General features: G+C 38.5%; 11 protein-coding genes, 1 pseudogene and 1 riboswitch. Of the genes and pseudogenes, 9 read left to right on the top strand and 3 right to left on the bottom strand.

The genetic code is table 11. The features are described from left to right. Positions 1 to 29: 29 nt before the first annotated feature. From dapA to FS608_RS24925, 4 genes are all read left to right on the top strand, one after another. Positions 30 to 923: a 4-hydroxy-tetrahydrodipicolinate synthase gene (gene dapA / locus FS608_RS24940; protein WP_144555269.1), complete on the top strand. Its 894-nt coding sequence runs from the start codon at positions 30 to 32 to the stop codon at positions 921 to 923. Between the two features lie 20 nt (positions 924 to 943). Next, positions 944 to 2,446, top strand: a complete 1,503-nt coding sequence (locus FS608_RS24935; RefSeq protein WP_144555268.1) for an aldehyde dehydrogenase family protein — start codon at positions 944 to 946, stop codon at positions 2,444 to 2,446. Between the two features lie 157 nt (positions 2,447 to 2,603). Further along, positions 2,604 to 4,106, top strand: coding sequence for an alanine/glycine:cation symporter family protein (locus FS608_RS24930; protein ID WP_144555267.1), 1,503 nt, complete (start codon positions 2,604 to 2,606; stop codon positions 4,104 to 4,106). Between the two features lie 288 nt (positions 4,107 to 4,394). Then, positions 4,395 to 5,876, top strand: a complete 1,482-nt coding sequence (locus FS608_RS24925; RefSeq protein WP_144555266.1) for a nicotinate phosphoribosyltransferase — start codon at positions 4,395 to 4,397, stop codon at positions 5,874 to 5,876. 202 nt (positions 5,877 to 6,078) lie between these two features. Here FS608_RS24925 and FS608_RS24920 read toward each other — a convergent pair whose 3' ends face one another. Beyond that, complete coding sequence (locus FS608_RS24920; RefSeq protein ID WP_144555265.1) at positions 6,079 to 6,402, bottom strand: hypothetical protein; 324 nt, start codon at positions 6,400 to 6,402, stop codon at positions 6,079 to 6,081. A gap of 188 nt (positions 6,403 to 6,590) precedes the next feature. On the opposite strand from FS608_RS24920, the gene rlmD reads away from it, so the two are divergent. Next, entirely contained in the window at positions 6,591 to 7,970 is a 1,380-nt protein-coding gene (rlmD, locus tag FS608_RS24915) for a 23S rRNA (uracil(1939)-C(5))-methyltransferase RlmD (protein WP_144555264.1), read from the top strand. 189 nt (positions 7,971 to 8,159) lie between these two features. Then, positions 8,160 to 8,417, top strand: a complete 258-nt coding sequence (locus FS608_RS24910) for a hypothetical protein (RefSeq protein ID WP_144555263.1) — start codon at positions 8,160 to 8,162, stop codon at positions 8,415 to 8,417. A gap of 203 nt (positions 8,418 to 8,620) precedes the next feature. On the opposite strand, the gene FS608_RS24905 is transcribed toward FS608_RS24910, so the two are convergent. Then, positions 8,621 to 9,163 carry an RNA polymerase sigma factor gene (locus FS608_RS24905; protein ID WP_144555262.1) on the bottom strand — a complete coding sequence of 181 codons (543 nt, stop codon included), beginning with the start codon at positions 9,161 to 9,163 and terminating at the stop codon, positions 8,621 to 8,623. Between the two features lie 241 nt (positions 9,164 to 9,404). After that, positions 9,405 to 9,674 carry a hypothetical protein gene (locus FS608_RS24900; RefSeq protein WP_144555261.1) on the bottom strand — a complete coding sequence of 90 codons (270 nt, stop codon included), beginning with the start codon at positions 9,672 to 9,674 and terminating at the stop codon, positions 9,405 to 9,407. A 1,122-nt stretch (positions 9,675 to 10,796) separates the two neighbouring features. Between FS608_RS24900 and FS608_RS24895 the strand changes: the two genes are divergently transcribed. From FS608_RS24895 to metE, 3 genes and pseudogenes are all read left to right on the top strand, one after another. After that, positions 10,797 to 11,126 (top strand): hypothetical protein, encoded by a 330-nt coding sequence (locus tag FS608_RS24895; RefSeq protein WP_144555260.1) that lies wholly within the window; start codon positions 10,797 to 10,799, stop codon positions 11,124 to 11,126. Between the two features lie 311 nt (positions 11,127 to 11,437). Further along, a pseudogene (locus FS608_RS24890) lies at positions 11,438 to 14,555 on the top strand (ATP-binding cassette domain-containing protein). A 79-nt stretch (positions 14,556 to 14,634) separates the two neighbouring features. Next, a riboswitch (cobalamin riboswitch) is annotated at positions 14,635 to 14,816 on the top strand. Between the two features lie 178 nt (positions 14,817 to 14,994). Then, the gene (gene metE, locus FS608_RS24885; RefSeq protein WP_144555259.1) at positions 14,995 to 17,286 is read left to right on the top strand and encodes a 5-methyltetrahydropteroyltriglutamate--homocysteine S-methyltransferase; all 2,292 of its coding nucleotides are present in this window, start codon (positions 14,995 to 14,997) and stop codon (positions 17,284 to 17,286) included. The last annotated feature ends 89 nt before the right edge of the window (positions 17,287 to 17,375 follow it).

Raw genomic sequence — 17,375 nt, 5'->3', positions numbered from 1 at the left:
AAAATTAAAAATTTAAGGAGGAAAATAAAATGACTAAAATTAGAGGAGCTTATCCAGTATTAATTACACCAATGACACAGGAGCAAGAAATCGATTGGGGCGGAGTAAAGAATAATGTTAATTACTTCATCGATCAAGGTGTGGCAGGTATTGTCATCAATGGAAGTACTGGCGAATTTGTCAGTCTATCAAAAGAAGAAAAATATCAAATGGTAGAAACGGTAATGAAGGAAGTAAACGGACGCATCCCTGTGATTGTGGGCACTTCAGGTGAGACAACAAAAGAAACAATCGAGAATACAAAGCAGGCTGAAGCGCAAGGAGCGGATGCTGCTCTCATCATTAATCCTTATTACATGAAGCCGAAGGAAAATGAAATCTACTACCATTTCAAAGAAGTATCTCGTTCTGTTAATCTACCAATCATGCTTTATAACAACCCATTTACTTCTGGGGTTAATATGAGCACAGATTTAATGTTACAGATTGGTAAGGAATGTGAAAATGTCACTCACATTAAGGAATCAAGCGGTGAAATTGGCAAGGTAAGAGATCTTGCAAGAAAAGGTAAGGGAGATTTTGAAGTATTCTGCGGTGCTGAAGAGCTTGTGATGGAGTCTTACTTAGTTGGTGCAACTGGCTGGATTTCTGTTGCTGGAAACATCGTACCAAAGCTTGTTACAGAAATGTATAACCATTTCCAAAACGGGGAGCTTGAACAAGCGTGGGCAATCAATGATCGTATTTTACCGCTTTGTGCATTCCTTGAAGGATCTGGAAAGTACGTGCAAATTGTGAAGAGAGCGATGGAATTAAATGGACAAGCCGGGGGTCCTGCACGTTACCCTCGTTTAGGTTTATTACCTGAGGAAGATCAACTGCTAAAAGAACTACTTGCCAATTTAGAAACAGTAAATAACTAAAACAGCAAAGGAGAGAGAACATGCAAGCGACAAACTACAATTTGAAACCGAAAGTTCAAGAATTCTTGGAAGGTGTGAAAGGATTATATATTAACGGTGAATATGTACCGGCAATTAGTGGTAAAACGTTCTCCGTCGTTAATCCTGCCAATGAAGAGGTTATTGCACGAGTAAGTGAAGCGCAAGAGGAAGATATTAACGTAGCGGTAGCTGCAGCAAGAAAGGCGTTTGATGAAGGCGAATGGACAACAATGGATGCCGCTGAACGCTCTCATCTAATCTATAAATTTGCTGATCTCTTAGAAGAGAACCGTGAAGAGCTTGCACAGCTAGAATCATTGGATAACGGAAAACCATATACAGTCGCTCTGTCAGATGACGTCGACGGAACGATCCAGCATTTTAGATATTATGCCGGCTGGGCTACGAAAATATTTGGTAAGACCACTCAAATTTCAAAGGATTATGTAACCTATACTCTACACGAGCCAGTTGGGGTTGCAGGGCAAATTATTCCATGGAACTTCCCGCTTGCAATGGCTGCTTGGAAGCTTGGATCTGCACTTGCAGTTGGCTGTACAGTTGTCATTAAGCCGGCAACAGAAACACCACTTTCTCTTCTTTACGTAGGAAAACTATTCAAAGAAGCTGGATTTCCAGATGGAGTTGTGAATATTGTGCCTGGATCAGGAAAAATTGCGGGAGAAGCGATCATCACACATAAAGATGTCAATAAAGTAGCCTTCACTGGATCAACAGCTGTCGGAAGAGAAGTCATGAAAAAGGCTGCGGATCAAATTAAAGGCGTTACACTAGAGCTTGGCGGTAAGTCCCCAGCGATTATTTTAGAAGATGCCTATCTTGAAGAAGCGATTGAAGGGGCGTTTAACGGAACGATGTACAACCATGGCCAAAACTGCAGTGCTTGTACACGTGTATATGTACAACGAAACATTTATGATAGAGTGGTAGAAGCTCTAGCAGAGAAAGCAAACGCTCTAAAGGTTGGGCCAGGTATGGATCCTGAAACAGAAATGGGCCCACTTGTTTCAGCTAAACAGCATCAAACGGTTCTTAATTATATTGAACAAGGGAAAAAAGAAGGGGCACGCCTTGTTGCTGGCGGTGAAAAAGCATTTGAAAAAGGATATTTTGTTCAGCCAACCATTTTTGCTGATGTCGAAGATCATATGGTGATTGCTCGTGAAGAAATATTTGGTCCAGTTATGTCGATTTTCGTGTTCGACACGATTGAAGAGGTGATTAAACGAGCAAATGATAGTGATTACGGCTTAGCTGCAAGTGTTTGGACAGAAAATATCAAAAAGGCTCACTACATTTCAGGTAAACTTCAATCAGGTACAGTCTGGATTAATGATTTTGGTCTTGAATGGGAAACAATGCCATTCGGTGGCTACAAACAATCAGGAATCGGCCGCGAAATGGGTGGAGAGTATGGTTTACAAAACTATACAGAAGTGAAAAGTGTATTTGTTAGCATCAAACAGGATGGGTCAATATAAGCAACAATGGGACAAGTGTATAAATGAACGGGAGCGGGACAGCATGCCTGTCCCATGTCCCTTTCCAAATCCTTTTATTATCTGAAAATTATTAATGTTATAAAAACGAATAACATATATAACGATTTATTTGAAGCGCTTACATAGGAGGGATAAGATGGAAGAATTGGTGAATAAAGCGTCGGGTATGGTTTGGAGTCTGGGGTTGGTGGCGTTTGCACTTGGTGCTGGATTGTTCTTTTCCATTATTACGCGTTTTGTGCAAATTAGATATTTTAAGGAAATGATTAAGCTTCTTTTTGATAAGGGTGAACCGGAATCTGGTGTGTCCTCTTTCCAGGCGTTTTGTATGGCTTTAGCAGGTCGGGTCGGTATTGGAAATATCGCTGGGGTTGCTACTGCGATTGCATTTGGCGGTCCGGGAGCAGTTTTTTGGATGTGGATCATGGCTTTATTGGGAGGAGCAAGTGCTTTTGTTGAATCGACTCTAGCTCAGGTCTATAAAGTAAAAGATGGGAACCAATACCGAGGCGGAACTCCTTATTTTATTGAAAAAGGTTTAAAAATGAAGTGGTTCGGGGTGTTGGTAGCGATTGTTGTTACACTGTGTTATGGAATATTAGTTCCAGGTATTCAGGCTAACACGATTGCTGTTGGATTTGAAAACACAATGGGTCTCAATAAAAGCATCACTGGTATCATTCTTGTGTCATTACTTGGCATCATTATTTTTGGCGGTGTTAAGCGAATCGCTTCTGTTGCAGATAAAGTTGTACCTTTTATGGCTTTAGGATATGTGATTGTCACGTTCGTTCTTTTAATTGCTAATGCATCAGAAATTCCAGCAATGTTTGGGTTAATTATTTCAAGTGCATTTGGAACAAATGAAATGTTTAGTGGTATGTTCGGTGCAGCGATTGCATGGGGTGTTAAGAGAGCTGTATTTTCCAACGTGGCTGGTGTAGGGGAAGGAACTTATAGTTCAGCCGCTGCTGCTGTATCTCATCCGGCAAAACAAGGTCTTGTTCAAGCATTCTCTGTTTATATTGATACGATCATTGTTTGTACAGCTACGGCACTTATGATTTTAATCACGGGCATGTACAACATTACTCCAGAAGGACAGTCTTCGATTGTCGACAATATCCCAGGTGTTGAAGCTGGTCCGATGTGGACACAAGCGGCTGTTGAAAGCGTTATCCCTGGATTTGGTGGTTTGTTTGTTGCGGTTGCGATCTTCTTCTTTGCCTTTACAACGCTAATGGCTTACTACTATATTTCTGAAACAACCCTCTTTTACCTTGGAAGAAATAGAAATTTAAAAGGGTTTAAAGCAGGCTTAATGATTCTTTTCTTAGGAATGATCTATATTGGAAGTGTCGAAAACGCATCCCTATTATGGGGACTTGGTGACTTTGGCTTCGGAAGCATGGCTTGGCTAAACTTAGTGGCTATATTAATGCTAACGAAAACGGCCTTAAAAGTATTTAAAGATTATGAACAACAAAGGAAAGCAGGAATTGAACCAGTCTTCGATCCTGTTAAACTAGGAATTAAAGGTGCTGATTTTTGGGAGGAGAAATTGAAAGAAAGTAAATCAAAAGATAAGAAAAACATAGAGGAAATGCGAGCGCGAACAGGAAATACCCTACATTTATAAATCTAATATTCCCTTATTGCCGTTGGGGATAGCTTAGCTAGTACTTCCCCCAACTTCTGGATTGATTCATTGATAAATATAAAAAGTGAGATGAGGATTAGTAAATTAAAAATTTGCTGGTCCTTTTCTCGTATGGGATTGTGAATTTAATCTAAAAAATTCACGCTGGCCATGAATGGGCGCTCGGACATTTTGAACAATCGCAAGGAGCCCTAGTTAAATAGACTTCCGGGTGTATTATTGGGTATAATGATGAAAAAGCTGAAATAGTACTTCGGAGGTCAGATGATGAAACACTTTTACCACGATGATAGTTTAACTCTGCATACGGATCTATATCAGATCAACATGGTGGAAACGTATTGGAGAGATGGGATACATAATAAACGAGCGGTCTTTGAACTATTTTTCCGCAAGCTTCCGTTCGGAAACGGTTATGCCGTATTTGCTGGTTTGGAGAAAGTGATTCAGTTTATTCAAGGTTTCCGTTTTAGCGAGGAAGACCTTGAATATTTGAAAAATGAAGTAGGTTACCAGGAGGATTTCATTCAATATCTGAAAGATATCCGATTTACTGGAACCATCTGTGCCATGGAAGAAGGCGAGCTTGTTTTCGGCAACGAACCCATTATTCGGGTGGAAGCACCACTAGCAGAAGCGCAATTGATTGAAACAGCCTTGCTTAATATTGTGAATTACCAAACATTGATTGCGACCAAGGCATCGCGTATCAAGCAAGTTGTAGGCGAAGAAGTAGCGATGGAATTTGGCACAAGACGGGCACAGGAGATGGATGCGGCGATTTGGGGAACAAGAGCAGCTTATCTGGCTGGTTTTGAATCGACAAGTAATGTCAGAGCGGGCAAGCTGTTTGGTATTCCCGTATCTGGAACACATGCCCATTCGATGGTCCAGGCATACAAGGACGAATATACTGCCTTTATTAAGTATGCCGAATCACACAAAGATTGTGTTTTTCTAGTAGATACATACGATACCCTCCGTCTCGGTGTGCCAAACGCGATCAAGGTGGCTAAGGAGCTCGGAGATAAAATTAATTTTATTGGTATCCGCCTTGATAGCGGTGACCTTTCCTACCTTTCAAAAGAAGCACGCAAATTGCTCGATGAAGCCGGATTTACTGATGCCAAAATTGTCGCCTCCAGTGACTTAGATGAATACACGATAATGAGTTTAAAATCACAGGGTGCCAAAATTGACAGCTGGGGAATAGGGACCAAACTGATTACGGCCTACGATCAAGCTGCGCTTGGGGCGGTTTATAAAATTGTATCTATTGAGGACGATAACGGTAAAATGGAAGATACGATTAAGATCTCATCCAATCCCGAGAAGGTGACGACACCTGGGTTGAAGAGGATTTATCGAATTATCAATAATACGAACAACCACGCCGAAGGGGATTATATTGCACTAGCCGATGAAAAGCTCCCTGAAAAACGGCTGCGGATGTTCCATCCAACCCATACGTTCATGAACAAAGTGGTTACCAACTTTACCGCAAAAGAATTACATGTGAGAGTTTTTTCAGATGGGGAACTTGTTTATGAAGTACCTTGCTTGGAGGAATCCCGTGATTATTTGAAGCAAAACCTTGTTGCCCTTTGGGATGAGTATAAGCGGATTACTAATCCTGCAGAATACCCAGTCGACTTGAGTCAAAAATGCTGGGATAACAAGATGAGGAATATTGAAGAGGTCAAAGATAAAGTTGCGGCCATGAAAGGCGACCAAGAAGAGAGCTTTTAATTAAAAAGGGCAGACTCCGGCGGGGATTAAATAATCCCCGCCGGAGTTTGCCCTTCATTTATTTTTGCTTAAAGAAATCCGTAAACGCATGGAAAATTTCAATCCCCTGGTAGGTAAGCATGCTTGCAGCTGATACGGAAAAAAAGCCAATAATAATAAAGCGAATCCACATTATAATTTCCTCCCTTATCATTGATTGGTATCAGAATGATTCGGGAGCACAGATCACATAGTTAGATTGATGAAATTTCGGTATTAGAAAAATAAAGCTTCTGATAAAAATGATGGATAAATAAACAAGTGGAGCGTCAATTACTGCTAGGATAACAGGAAGAACAAAAAGAAAGGGTAAGTCCATGGGCAGCTTCTTGTCATCATCCCATTGCCCTTTCACCTTGGCATCATCTATATTGATGATGGCCTTGATATTGGTATGAGAGTGGGAAAGTGAATATGAAAAGTGAAGAAAGGTGAAAGCAAGAAAGGCAAGGAGTAACGAAATCGTAAGGTTATTTTTCATCTTCAACATTATCCACTCCTTCCAATAATGAGATTGTTTTAATCATATACACTTTTAATATATTTGAAAATAAAAATATTCTGACAATTTTCTTGGTTTTTTCGAAAAAAAGGCTCTTTTCCTGAGCAAGTTTCGCAATCAACTATGCTTTGTGTTACAATCTTAGCAGTCAAAACGTGCAAAGGAAGAAACGAATGAGCAGAATCGTACCGGTTAATAAAAATGATTTTATAGATGTAGTGTTTGAAGATTTAACCCATGATGGGTCGGGTGTAGCTAAGGTAGATGGGTACCCGTTATTTGTTCCAAACGGACTGCCTGGAGAAAAGGCAAAAGTGAAGGTCATTAAGACAGGCAAAGGATATGGCTTTGGGCGGTTGGTGGAGCTTTATGAAAAAAGTCCTGATCGAGTCGAGATTGAGAGTCATGATATCCATAAATATGGCGGCTGCCAGCTCGAGCATATTAGCTATGAAGGTCAGCTAAAATACAAGGAAAACCAAGTTCGACAGGTACTTACACGGATCGGTAAACTAGAGGATGTCGTTGTCCATCCCATTTTAGGAATGGACCAGCCCCTTCATTACCGCAACAAGGCACAGGTGCCGGTGGGGGAAAAGGACGGTAAACTAATTGCTGGCTTTTTTAAACCAAGGAGCCATGAAATTGTTGATACGAACGAAAGTGTCATTCAACTGCCTGAAATTAATGAGGCAGTACAGACGGTGAAGGAAATTTGCAGTGAGTTAGGGATTCATGCCTATCATGAGGAATCACATAAAGGTGTGCTAAGACACATTATGGCACGTTATGGTCAGCAAACAGGCGAACTCATGGTAGTCATTATCACAAGGACGGCTGACCTTCCCCAAAAAGACAAGCTAGTGGAACAAATAGTAGCGCGGCTCCCAAAAATAAAGTCGATTATTCATAATGTGAATTCCAAACGGACCAATGTGATTATGGGGGCGAAAACAAACGTCTTATGGGGCAATGAAGTCATTTATGACTATATCGGCGATGTGAAATTCGCGATTTCCGCCCTGTCCTTTTATCAAGTTAATCCTGTTCAAACAAAGGTTTTATATGATAAGGCGCTTGAATACGCGGATCTTAGCGGAGAAGAAAGCGTGATTGATGCCTACTGTGGAATCGGAACAATTTCTTTATTTTTAGCACAAAAAGCACGGAAGGTATTTGGCGTGGAGGTAGTTCCAGAGGCGATTGAGGATGCGAAGCGAAATGCCGCATTAAACGGAATGGAAAATACCGAGTTTGCTGCTGGGGAAGCGGAGGTTGTGATTCCAAAGTGGTATAAGGAAGGGAATGACGCCGATGTCTTGGTCGTTGATCCACCACGTAAAGGCTGCGATGAGGCTTTGCTGCGAACGATCATCGAGATGAAGCCGAAAAAAGTCGTTTATGTATCCTGTAATCCAGCTACCCTGGCGAGGGACCTGCGGATATTGGAGGACGGAGGATACAAAACGGTGGAAGTACAGCCGGTTGATATGTTTCCGATGACGACGCATGTGGAGTGTGTCACGCAACTCATTTTAAAGGAAGGCAACTAACCCTTTGGGCGTTGCCTTCTTACGTTTCTTGTTTTATTTACGTGTGTCGAGAGCAGCACATTTCTTTTTTATTGGCTCTACGGATACTTATCAGTTAATGATTGGAATATAGTTCTCCTTGAAAGTGCTATTTACTGAAATATTCAATATGGTTTATTATGGAAGTTAAGGGTATGAAGGGGGGCTGACATGAAGACTATTATTCAATCATTAGTTATTTCCATTGTAATTCATTTAATCTATATAGTTGGAACTTTGGTAGTTGGCTATATAAAAACAAAGAGTTATATGCCCGATATTGAGAATAAGTGGGAAAATGTAGAAACACTTCAAAATGAAGTAGCTTTCGGGGCAGTAGGGTCTCCACTGTTTTTCCTATTTACCTTCATCGTGGTAGCATTGATTTGCGGATTAATAATTATTTCCTATGGGAAAATTGTTGGGTAAAAAATAATTAAATATCTATATATATATAAGAAACAAGATAGGAGAACCTACAATGATTGTAGCTTCTCTTTATTTTATTTTTCAACTTATTGATGGTTTCTTCTGTTATTCCATTTGACCAAGGTAACGAGGTAATCGGTCGATGTTGATCCGTAAATAAGCACTCTTTGGAACTTGTCGAAAGGGTTAGAACTCCTCTCATTTTACTCAAATTGTAATGCATGTAAGTTGTTTTTTAATAGTAGTTTCCCTCTATGTAATCTTGTTTTTATCGTACTATAATTTACCTTTAAACTATTGCTTATTTCCTTATAGCTTAAATCATCTAAATAATAAAGAGTTATTACATCTTTATAGATTTCAGGTAATTGGTTGATTTCAGTAATAACTTCCATTATTAAATTCTTATTCAATACTACAAATTCTGGTGTGAATTCCATTGAAGGCATATTTTCAAATAACGAGGAAGCAATTAACGACTGTTTATACGATCTTTTCCTTAGAACATCTATGCATTTGTTTGCAGTAATTCGATAGATCCAAGGTTTAATAGAATCACCTCTTAAGGTATGTAATTGCTTATAACAGGTTAAAAAGACTTCTTGCGAAATATCTTTTGCAATCTCAATATCTTTCATATAATAATAGGCTAATCTTTTTACATCATTTTCATATTTCTTAAAAAGCAAAGTTGCTATTTCCTCTTTATCTTTAAGTTTATTTCCTGTCAAAATATATCCTTGCATAATAAATTCCCTTTCTTGCTGAGCAAACAAGTCTAAGTGGTTTATACCCTTTAACTATTCTAACATAAAACAAATGGAATATATGTATTATTTTTACAATTATGGGTTTAATGCTCAATTTAAAACAACATTTAAAAATCACTCCAAATAGTGTTTGCTACCAACAATGTTTTCGTGCTTAGCAAAATAGTAAATCACCCTTAATACCAACGGAGTATTAAGGGTAGGAACTGATACTAATTTATTTTAAAGGGGATTCTTTAACAACCTTTACACCATCTAAAATAATTAATGTTGAATCATGAGCTAATTTTTTTATTTCTTTTAAATCACTGAATTCCTTTATTTTATATTCAACGTGTAAAGAACCTTCCGCCCCAGGATCAATCATTCCAGTACCGCCACTACCCATCGGAAGCATTTTTACATATTTACTTTCTTCTACCAGCTCCATTTTTGCAGCTAACTTTTTATTTGGTTTTATTACTACTTCGATCCCGTAATGATGCATACCAGGGTAATCAAAGTCACTCTGGAATGGAGTAGTTCCAGTATTTTTTATCTTAATATCGTAATGGAGAATCCTTTCTGATTAATTATTGTCGTTTCAATCCTTGTTATTTCAAATTGGTCTACTCTATTGAATCCAGTAAGAGTAAACAATGGAAGAACCAAGAATACCAATGTGAATTTTCTAATAGTGACGAACCTTCTTTTACATATATTATTTTCCTATTATTATTTATTTTGATTTTAAGTAATTATACAAATTGATTAAGGGTTTGGAGATAATACTTTCAGAATAACAAAGGAAAATGAGTTACTTATGAAGGCTATTCTCATTACCCTATTGGACGAAAAAGCAAGGAACAGAAAAGGGTTAAAGGAAGCTATTAAAAAATTAGATAGCAAAGGTAAAATAAGCGGAGAATTTCCGGTTATATGCAGAATGGAGCTCGTTTCGGGGTAAATAAGGGAAGGTTTTCCGCTTATGCAAAGAAAAATCTCCCATTTTCACGTATTTCAAGTCAATAGGCGGAATTTCTCCGTCTATTAATGCTTTTTTAAATAATCATTTCTAATTAAGCGGAATATTTCCGTCTATTTATCAGTTCAGTTTCTTAACCTGATCCCCGACCGAAAAGTGAGGACCCTCTTAATCCTAGATGCGGGAATCAGCAGCTTAAAGATCTTGAATTAAGAAAGCGTTCACACAATTGTAGAAAACCTTTTGAAAAGACTAAAATTAAGAGAATTCTAATGTGATATTATTTTATCTGTAGGAGGTAGCAAAATGGAAACAACACAATAAAAATAATTACTTCTTCAAACTTTGGCGTTTCTGTCCTTCATAATTTTCCCCATCAAAACAATGATCCCATGAAATCCTTATAGAATGATAACAACTAATTAATTATTCCAACGTTCCTGCACACCTCTTAATTGAATCTTCTCATTTTTCTTCCTGACCATTCTTTTTCCAACATTATGTTTCAGCCATAATATTTCAATCTATAAACAAACCTGAAAGGGGTGGTAAGCGATGTAAACTACTTATTTACATTTATAAGATTTCTATGGCCAAGTATATCATTTCTGGTTTACAAATTAATATTTAAAGGAGACTAAATAAATGGGCCACGATATATCAGGTTACAATAAAGCAGGCAAAGAAATTGCTTATGCTCGTTTCAGCATGGGGAATTATAATGCTGTCATACTGTACAGTTTACTTGGTGCAAATAAATACTATGCAGGAGTTAGTGGGTCTGGCGGCAGTGCTACTTTTTCAATACAACAAATTGAAAAGGCTTTGAATGCCTACAAGAAATTATATAATAATGATGGTTCCAAATCAGATAGTGATTTGAGAAATTGGGATCAAAACCAAATCAAGAATTTTATACTAAACTGTTTAGCAACAGCACGAAAAGAAAAGAATGTAAGAGTGTATTTTGGCTAAAATTTTTTAAGACTGTTTGCTGAATTCCTCCATTTCGCGACTTATCCTTATAATAATATGCCATGCATCCCCAAACCATTTTCTGAATTTCTTTTATCCCACAAAAAACACCTACTAAACTTAGACATTTAAGGGTTATCCCATCCTAATGAAAGGGCGCTTTTCTTGAAGAAAGAAGGCGTCTTTTTGTATGGCCCAAATTAATTTAAGAGGATAATAAAATACAACTATGATAACAAAATGAATAGAATGTTCATTTGAAGTTGTGCTAATATGGCAATACTAGATTTAGAGAAGGGGGAAGACATCCGATGAAAATAAATCAATTGATTGCCAACAATATTAACCGTTTAGATGCGGTCTTGCCGGAAAATCAGACGATCGGAATTGCTGGTTTGTCCGGATCTGGTAAAACCACTTTTTGTCAAACCATTGGTGAAGAATCCAAGAAGCGTCTCGTGTCCTTGTTGCCTAAGGCTGAATACCAGTATTTGTTTCCTAATATAATGGAAACGAATTTTAGTGCCATCAAGATGGAAGACATGCCTTTAGTTCTATTCCTAGGAAAATCATCGATCTCTTCTAATCCGCGTTCAACGATTGGCACACATACGGGCGTTTTTAAAGAGATTCGCGTTAGGCTTGCTGAAAAGTTTCAACTCTCGCCAGAAGTTTTTTCCTTTAATAATGCACTAGGCTGGTGTCCTGAGTGTAAAGGACGCGGTACGACCAAAAATGTCGAATGTAAAAAGTGTGAGGGCAGGCGCTACAATCCGGAAGTTGAACAAAAAAGAATAGAATTATGGAATCAGCCACATAGTATTTCCGATATCAACAACTTAAGCATTGAATCAATTTTTTCCCTTTCAGAGGAATTACATATTAGTGAAGCGAAACAACATATTCTTAAAAATATTATCAATATGAATATTGGTTATTTAACATTAAATCGGATCATGGGTACCTTGTCGGGTGGGGAAATCACACGGCTCTACTTGGCTGAATTTATGGCAGCTAGTGAAAATACTGTGATTATTATTGATGAAATCTCAGTGGGCCTTGATCATCAAACCTTATTGAAAATTATAGATCAGATTAAGCAATTGGGTTATAAGAATCAGATTTGGCTAATTGATCATTCTGATACGGTGCTAGATACAGCTGATGAGCAATTGTTCTTTGGACCTGGCAGTGGTAAATACGGCGGGAAAATTGTCGAAGAATCCCCTCGTCCCAAGCCCGTTTTTTGGGAACGAAATCAGGCGATACCAACAGAATACTATCAATTTCAAAACCTTTACTGTCGCAATATTCAAATGGATGAAATTCAAATTCCAAAAAATAGACTTGTAACCTTTACGGGTGAATCTGGATGCGGTAAATCGACCCTAGTCAATGAGTGTATCTCAAAGGATTTTCTAAAGCGATATCCAAAAGATAAACTGGTCATGGTAGGACAAGATCGAAACCAATCGATTACCAGCCGGTCAACCGTTGCGACGTTTCTTGATATTAAAAGGAAACTCACGAAATACAGCGACGAAATTGATGATATTTTTCAACGCTCCATTGAAGACATTATTGAGGACCTTCCAAATGAAGACATCGCTCATAAACGCTTGAGCCTATTAATCAAACTTGGACTTGGGTATTTGACACTGGAAAGGAAAACACAGTCCTTATCGACCGGCGAATTTCAATGTGTTCATTTAGTTTCTGAGCTGTTTTTAAACGCAAGAAACCCACATACCCTGTTTATTTTCGACGAACCTTCAAAGGGGTTATCACAAAATATTTTAAACCAATTCATTGATAGTATCAGGGGAATCCTAAAAGATGAATCTATCTCCATCATGATGATTGAACATAATGCCTATATGCTAGAAAGCTCAGATTTTATCGTTGATTTTGGGAAAAGACAGCTGGAACCTGTCAGGTATCTTGATGTTGTCAGTCATGATGATTATTTTCTTCAACATAATAGCACTAATAGTGTTGCTTCCTTGCATATTTCTTCAACACTAGAATCAAAGAAAGCGATTAACTACCTAAAAGAAAATCATATTAGCTATTTTAAAAACGCAGAAAACATCTATAAAGGCGGTATCTTGAAAAGCTTATCATCAATGGCCCGTTTGATTTATGGTGAATACGAATCTGATAAAATCGCACCCGTTATCGCGATTGATCTTGAAAGACACTTGTATAGTCAGTATAGTTTTCTTTATGAAATGGGTGGATTAATCAACCATATTGTGGCTGCACATCCAACCAATAAAGATACAAAGAGCTTCGATTTCTTTAGATTTTAATGTGGTCATACAAGACAAAACAGTGCCATTTTGGGATGGCTTATTACATCCGGACGTAATGGAAGTATTAAAATATTATCAATATCCGAAATTGCAATTCCTTTTTGATGAGATCAAGAATGAACTTGGTCAAGATATTAGTAAAAGCTACAATGAGATGACAGAAGCTGAAAGACATACTTTTTTATACGGCTATTGGGAAAAGTCATTTTATGATAAAGCAGGCAAGGCGCAGAGAAAATGGGAAGGTTTCAATACCATCATTGGGCGGTATATGTTCATTTCAAAATCTATTATTAAAGAGCATATGAAAGCATCAAAAGAGATGATTACCTGTCCAGTCTGTCAAGGAACCGTGCTAAACCACCATAAAAAACTTAAATTTGGTGACACGGATATTCGTGAGATTATTCAACAGCCTATTGATCAGGTCATTAAAACAGTAGGGAAGATACCAGAGCTTGAAAAAATAAAAGCAATTGTTGGTGGCGAGATGACACTTACGGAAGATGTCTCCTTGCTCCCAAGGGAAACACAAGTATCGCTGAAAATGCTTGAATTAGAACTAGCAAGCTTCGCCGGTTATGAAATGGTAATACAAAATGTTTTACCATTCTGGGATAGAATTAAAGGAAATATCGAGGCAATAAGCAGCAAAAATCTGATCACAATCTGTGACTTTGCCAATATTGACGAAACTAGAGAAACCATTATTGATAAGTATTTCACCAATGGAAAATACAAAAAACTAACATATGTCTATGAAGCGTTTAGTTACAAAAGAATTGTTACCCAAATTAATAAGATTAAAGCAGGTCATCCGTGTCCATTCTGTAAAGGAAAGAAAATAATTTCTGAAGATAATCTCCATGATGGCGTGTATAAATTAACGATCCCATGTGTTAGTTGTCATGCGAGCGGCATCAATGAAGAGGGTCGAAAGGAAATAGTCGAGGGCATACCAGTACAAACATGGCTAACTGGTAGCCTAGGTGATGTTGTTGCTGAAAGGTTACTCACGGAGGCTGTTGCAGATATTCCCATCTTCAATCGTATTCGTGAGTTGAATAAGCGAGAAATGATGGCGGTTTATCAATGCCTTGAGCAAAATAGTTAAATTCTAATCATGTTAATCTGACCCTTTATCAGAAAATTATGTACACCAAATTATTAATATGTTATAGTTAGTGAAAATTCCATATCGTGTAAGAATTGGTGCCAAGCTAAGGCTTGGCTTAAAAGGGAAGAACGGTGTAATTCCGTCGCTGTCCCGCAACTGTAAATCGGAGTGAATCACAAATACCACTGTCTATACGACGGGAAGGTGTGAGGAACTATGATGATAAGCCAGGAGACCTGCCAAATTCCAGTACACACCAAATACCTACGTGGAAATAGGTGGTGACATTCATTTGTACGACAAACGAGTTATGAGCAGCGTTGTTTAGGCATGCTGTTTAGATAAACTTTAACTTGATTGTAAAGCCGTTTCCATTTTGTGGAGACGGCTTTTTTGTATTTGGGAATTTTGTAACTATAAAAAGGAGGAATGAATAATGAATTTAGTAAGTACAGCGATTGGTTACCCGTACATTGGTGATAACCGGGAGTGGAAACGGTGTCTAGAATCTTATTGGAAGACAGCGTTAACAGAGGAGCAATTTAGTATAGAAATGAAAACGATTCGCTTAAATAATTTGAAGCGTCAGCAATCATTAGGCTTGGATTTACTAACAGTTGGAGATTTTACCTTTTATGACAGGATGCTAGACCATGCGGCAATGTTCGGAATGGTTCCAAATCGTTATCAGTGGACAGGTGATGAAGTAAATCTATCAACCTATAACGCAATGGCACGTGGGGCAAACGATGTTGTGGCTTGTGAAATGACAAAGTGGTTTAACACTAACTATCACTACATCGTTCCTGAGTATGAAGGTCAGTCATTAAGATTAACGAAGAATTACATCCTAGATTATTTTCTAGAAGCCAAACAGGAATTAGGTCTAATTACAAAGCCTACCTTAATCGGTCCTTTTACTTTTGTGAAATTAGCAAAAGGATACGATGCCAAATCCAAAGCATTGTTTATTTTAAAACTTCTACCGCTCTATGCACAAGTATTGCAGCAACTTGTCAATGCAGGCGCTCAGTGGATTCAAGTGGAAGAACCCGCACTAGTCCTTTCACTTACAGCAGATGATGTAAAACTAGTCCAAGAGATTTACAAACAATTAGCAGAACAAGTACCAGCTGCCCGAATCATGTTACAAACCTATTTTGAAGGATTATCAGCGTATGAAGAGCTATCTCAATTACCGGTTGCAGGGATTGGTCTTGATTTCATCCATGGTTCCGAAGAGAATATGGCCTCACTTCGAAAACATGGCTTCCCACAAGACAAAGTACTAGGAATTGGCATCGTAAATGGAAGGGATATTTGGCGTGCGAATTTGGCTGAAAAAGCATTCAATATAAAAGCTATTTTATTATTAAGCGGTGTAAAAGAAGCTTGGGTTCAGTCTTCATGTAGTTTACAGCATGTACCTGTGACAACGATGGCAGAAACACGTCTAGATGCCACATTAAAAAATGCTCTATCATTTGCTGATGAGAAAATTGTGGAGCTGACACAGTTAACAGCCTATGTGTATGACGAGGCGTGGGCAGGAAATAAGAGTGTGTCACAAAGTATGAAAGCAACCCAATCATTAGCGCAGCATGAGGCGCGGAAAAATGCACGGGTGAAGGAGCTTGAATTACAAGTAAAACCCGAACATTTTGCCCGTCCATTGACATTTAACGAACGCCAGCCTTTGCAGAATGAGGCATTAAATTTACCAGATTTTCCAACCACAACAATTGGCAGTTTCCCTCAGTCGGATCTAGTAAAACGTAAACGCACTGCCTGGCGGAGAAAAGAACTTACTGACGCAGAATATGCAGTGTTTTTGAAGGGGGAAACAGCTCGTTGGATCCAAATTCAAGAAGAGATTGGACTGGATGTTTTCGTACATGGTGAATTTGAGCGCACAGATATGGTTGAGTACTTTGGAGAAAAGCTAGAAGGTTTTGCCTTTACAGAAAAAGCATGGGTGGTATCCTATGGTTCACGCTGCGTCAAACCCCCAATTATTTTTGGTGATGTTGAGTGGGTTGCCCCAATGACCGTGAAGGAGGTTGAAGCGGCACAGCAATTAACGTCTAAGTATGTGAAAGGGATGTTAACAGGTCCTGTCACCATCTTAAATTGGTCTTTTGTCCGTGATGATATTTCACGTGAACAAGTAGCCAACCAACTTGCTCTAGCGCTGAGAGAAGAGATAAAAGCGTTAGAAGATGCAGGCATTGTCATTATTCAAGTAGATGAACCAGCATTACGCGAAGGATTGCCATTACGTAAAGAAAAGTGGGCGGAATATTTGGCATGGGCGGTCAATGCCTTTAAGTTAGCCACTTCCAGTGTGAAAAATGAAACACAAATTCATACCCATATGTGTTATTGCGAGTTTAATGACTTCATTGAGCCTATTCGTGCCCTTGATGCAGATGTTATTTCAATCGAAACGTCTAGAAGTCATGGGGAGTTGATTCAATCTCTTAAGCACAATCCATACGAACTTGGGATTGGTTTAGGAGTATATGATATTCATAGTCCACGAGTGCCTGGTGTAGAAGAGATCAGTGCAATATTAAAAGATAGTTTAGCGGTTATTCCAAAAGAACAGTTTTGGGTCAATCCTGATTGTGGTCTAAAAACACGTCATGAAGAAGAAACCATTGCATCTCTTAAAAATATGGTGACTGCTGCCCGGAAACTCCGGCAACAGCTGCATCAAACGGTGTAAATCCAAAGAGCCTTTTCCATTATTAGAAAAGGCTCTTTGGGTTGTTTAATTAAACATCACCACCTAGGCAAATGTGCATAAAATGATGA

The organism is Bacillus sp. X1(2014) (assembly GCF_007678255.1).
The sequence above is the reverse complement of the archived record's forward strand: the minus strand, read 5'-3'. Positions and strand labels throughout refer to the sequence as shown.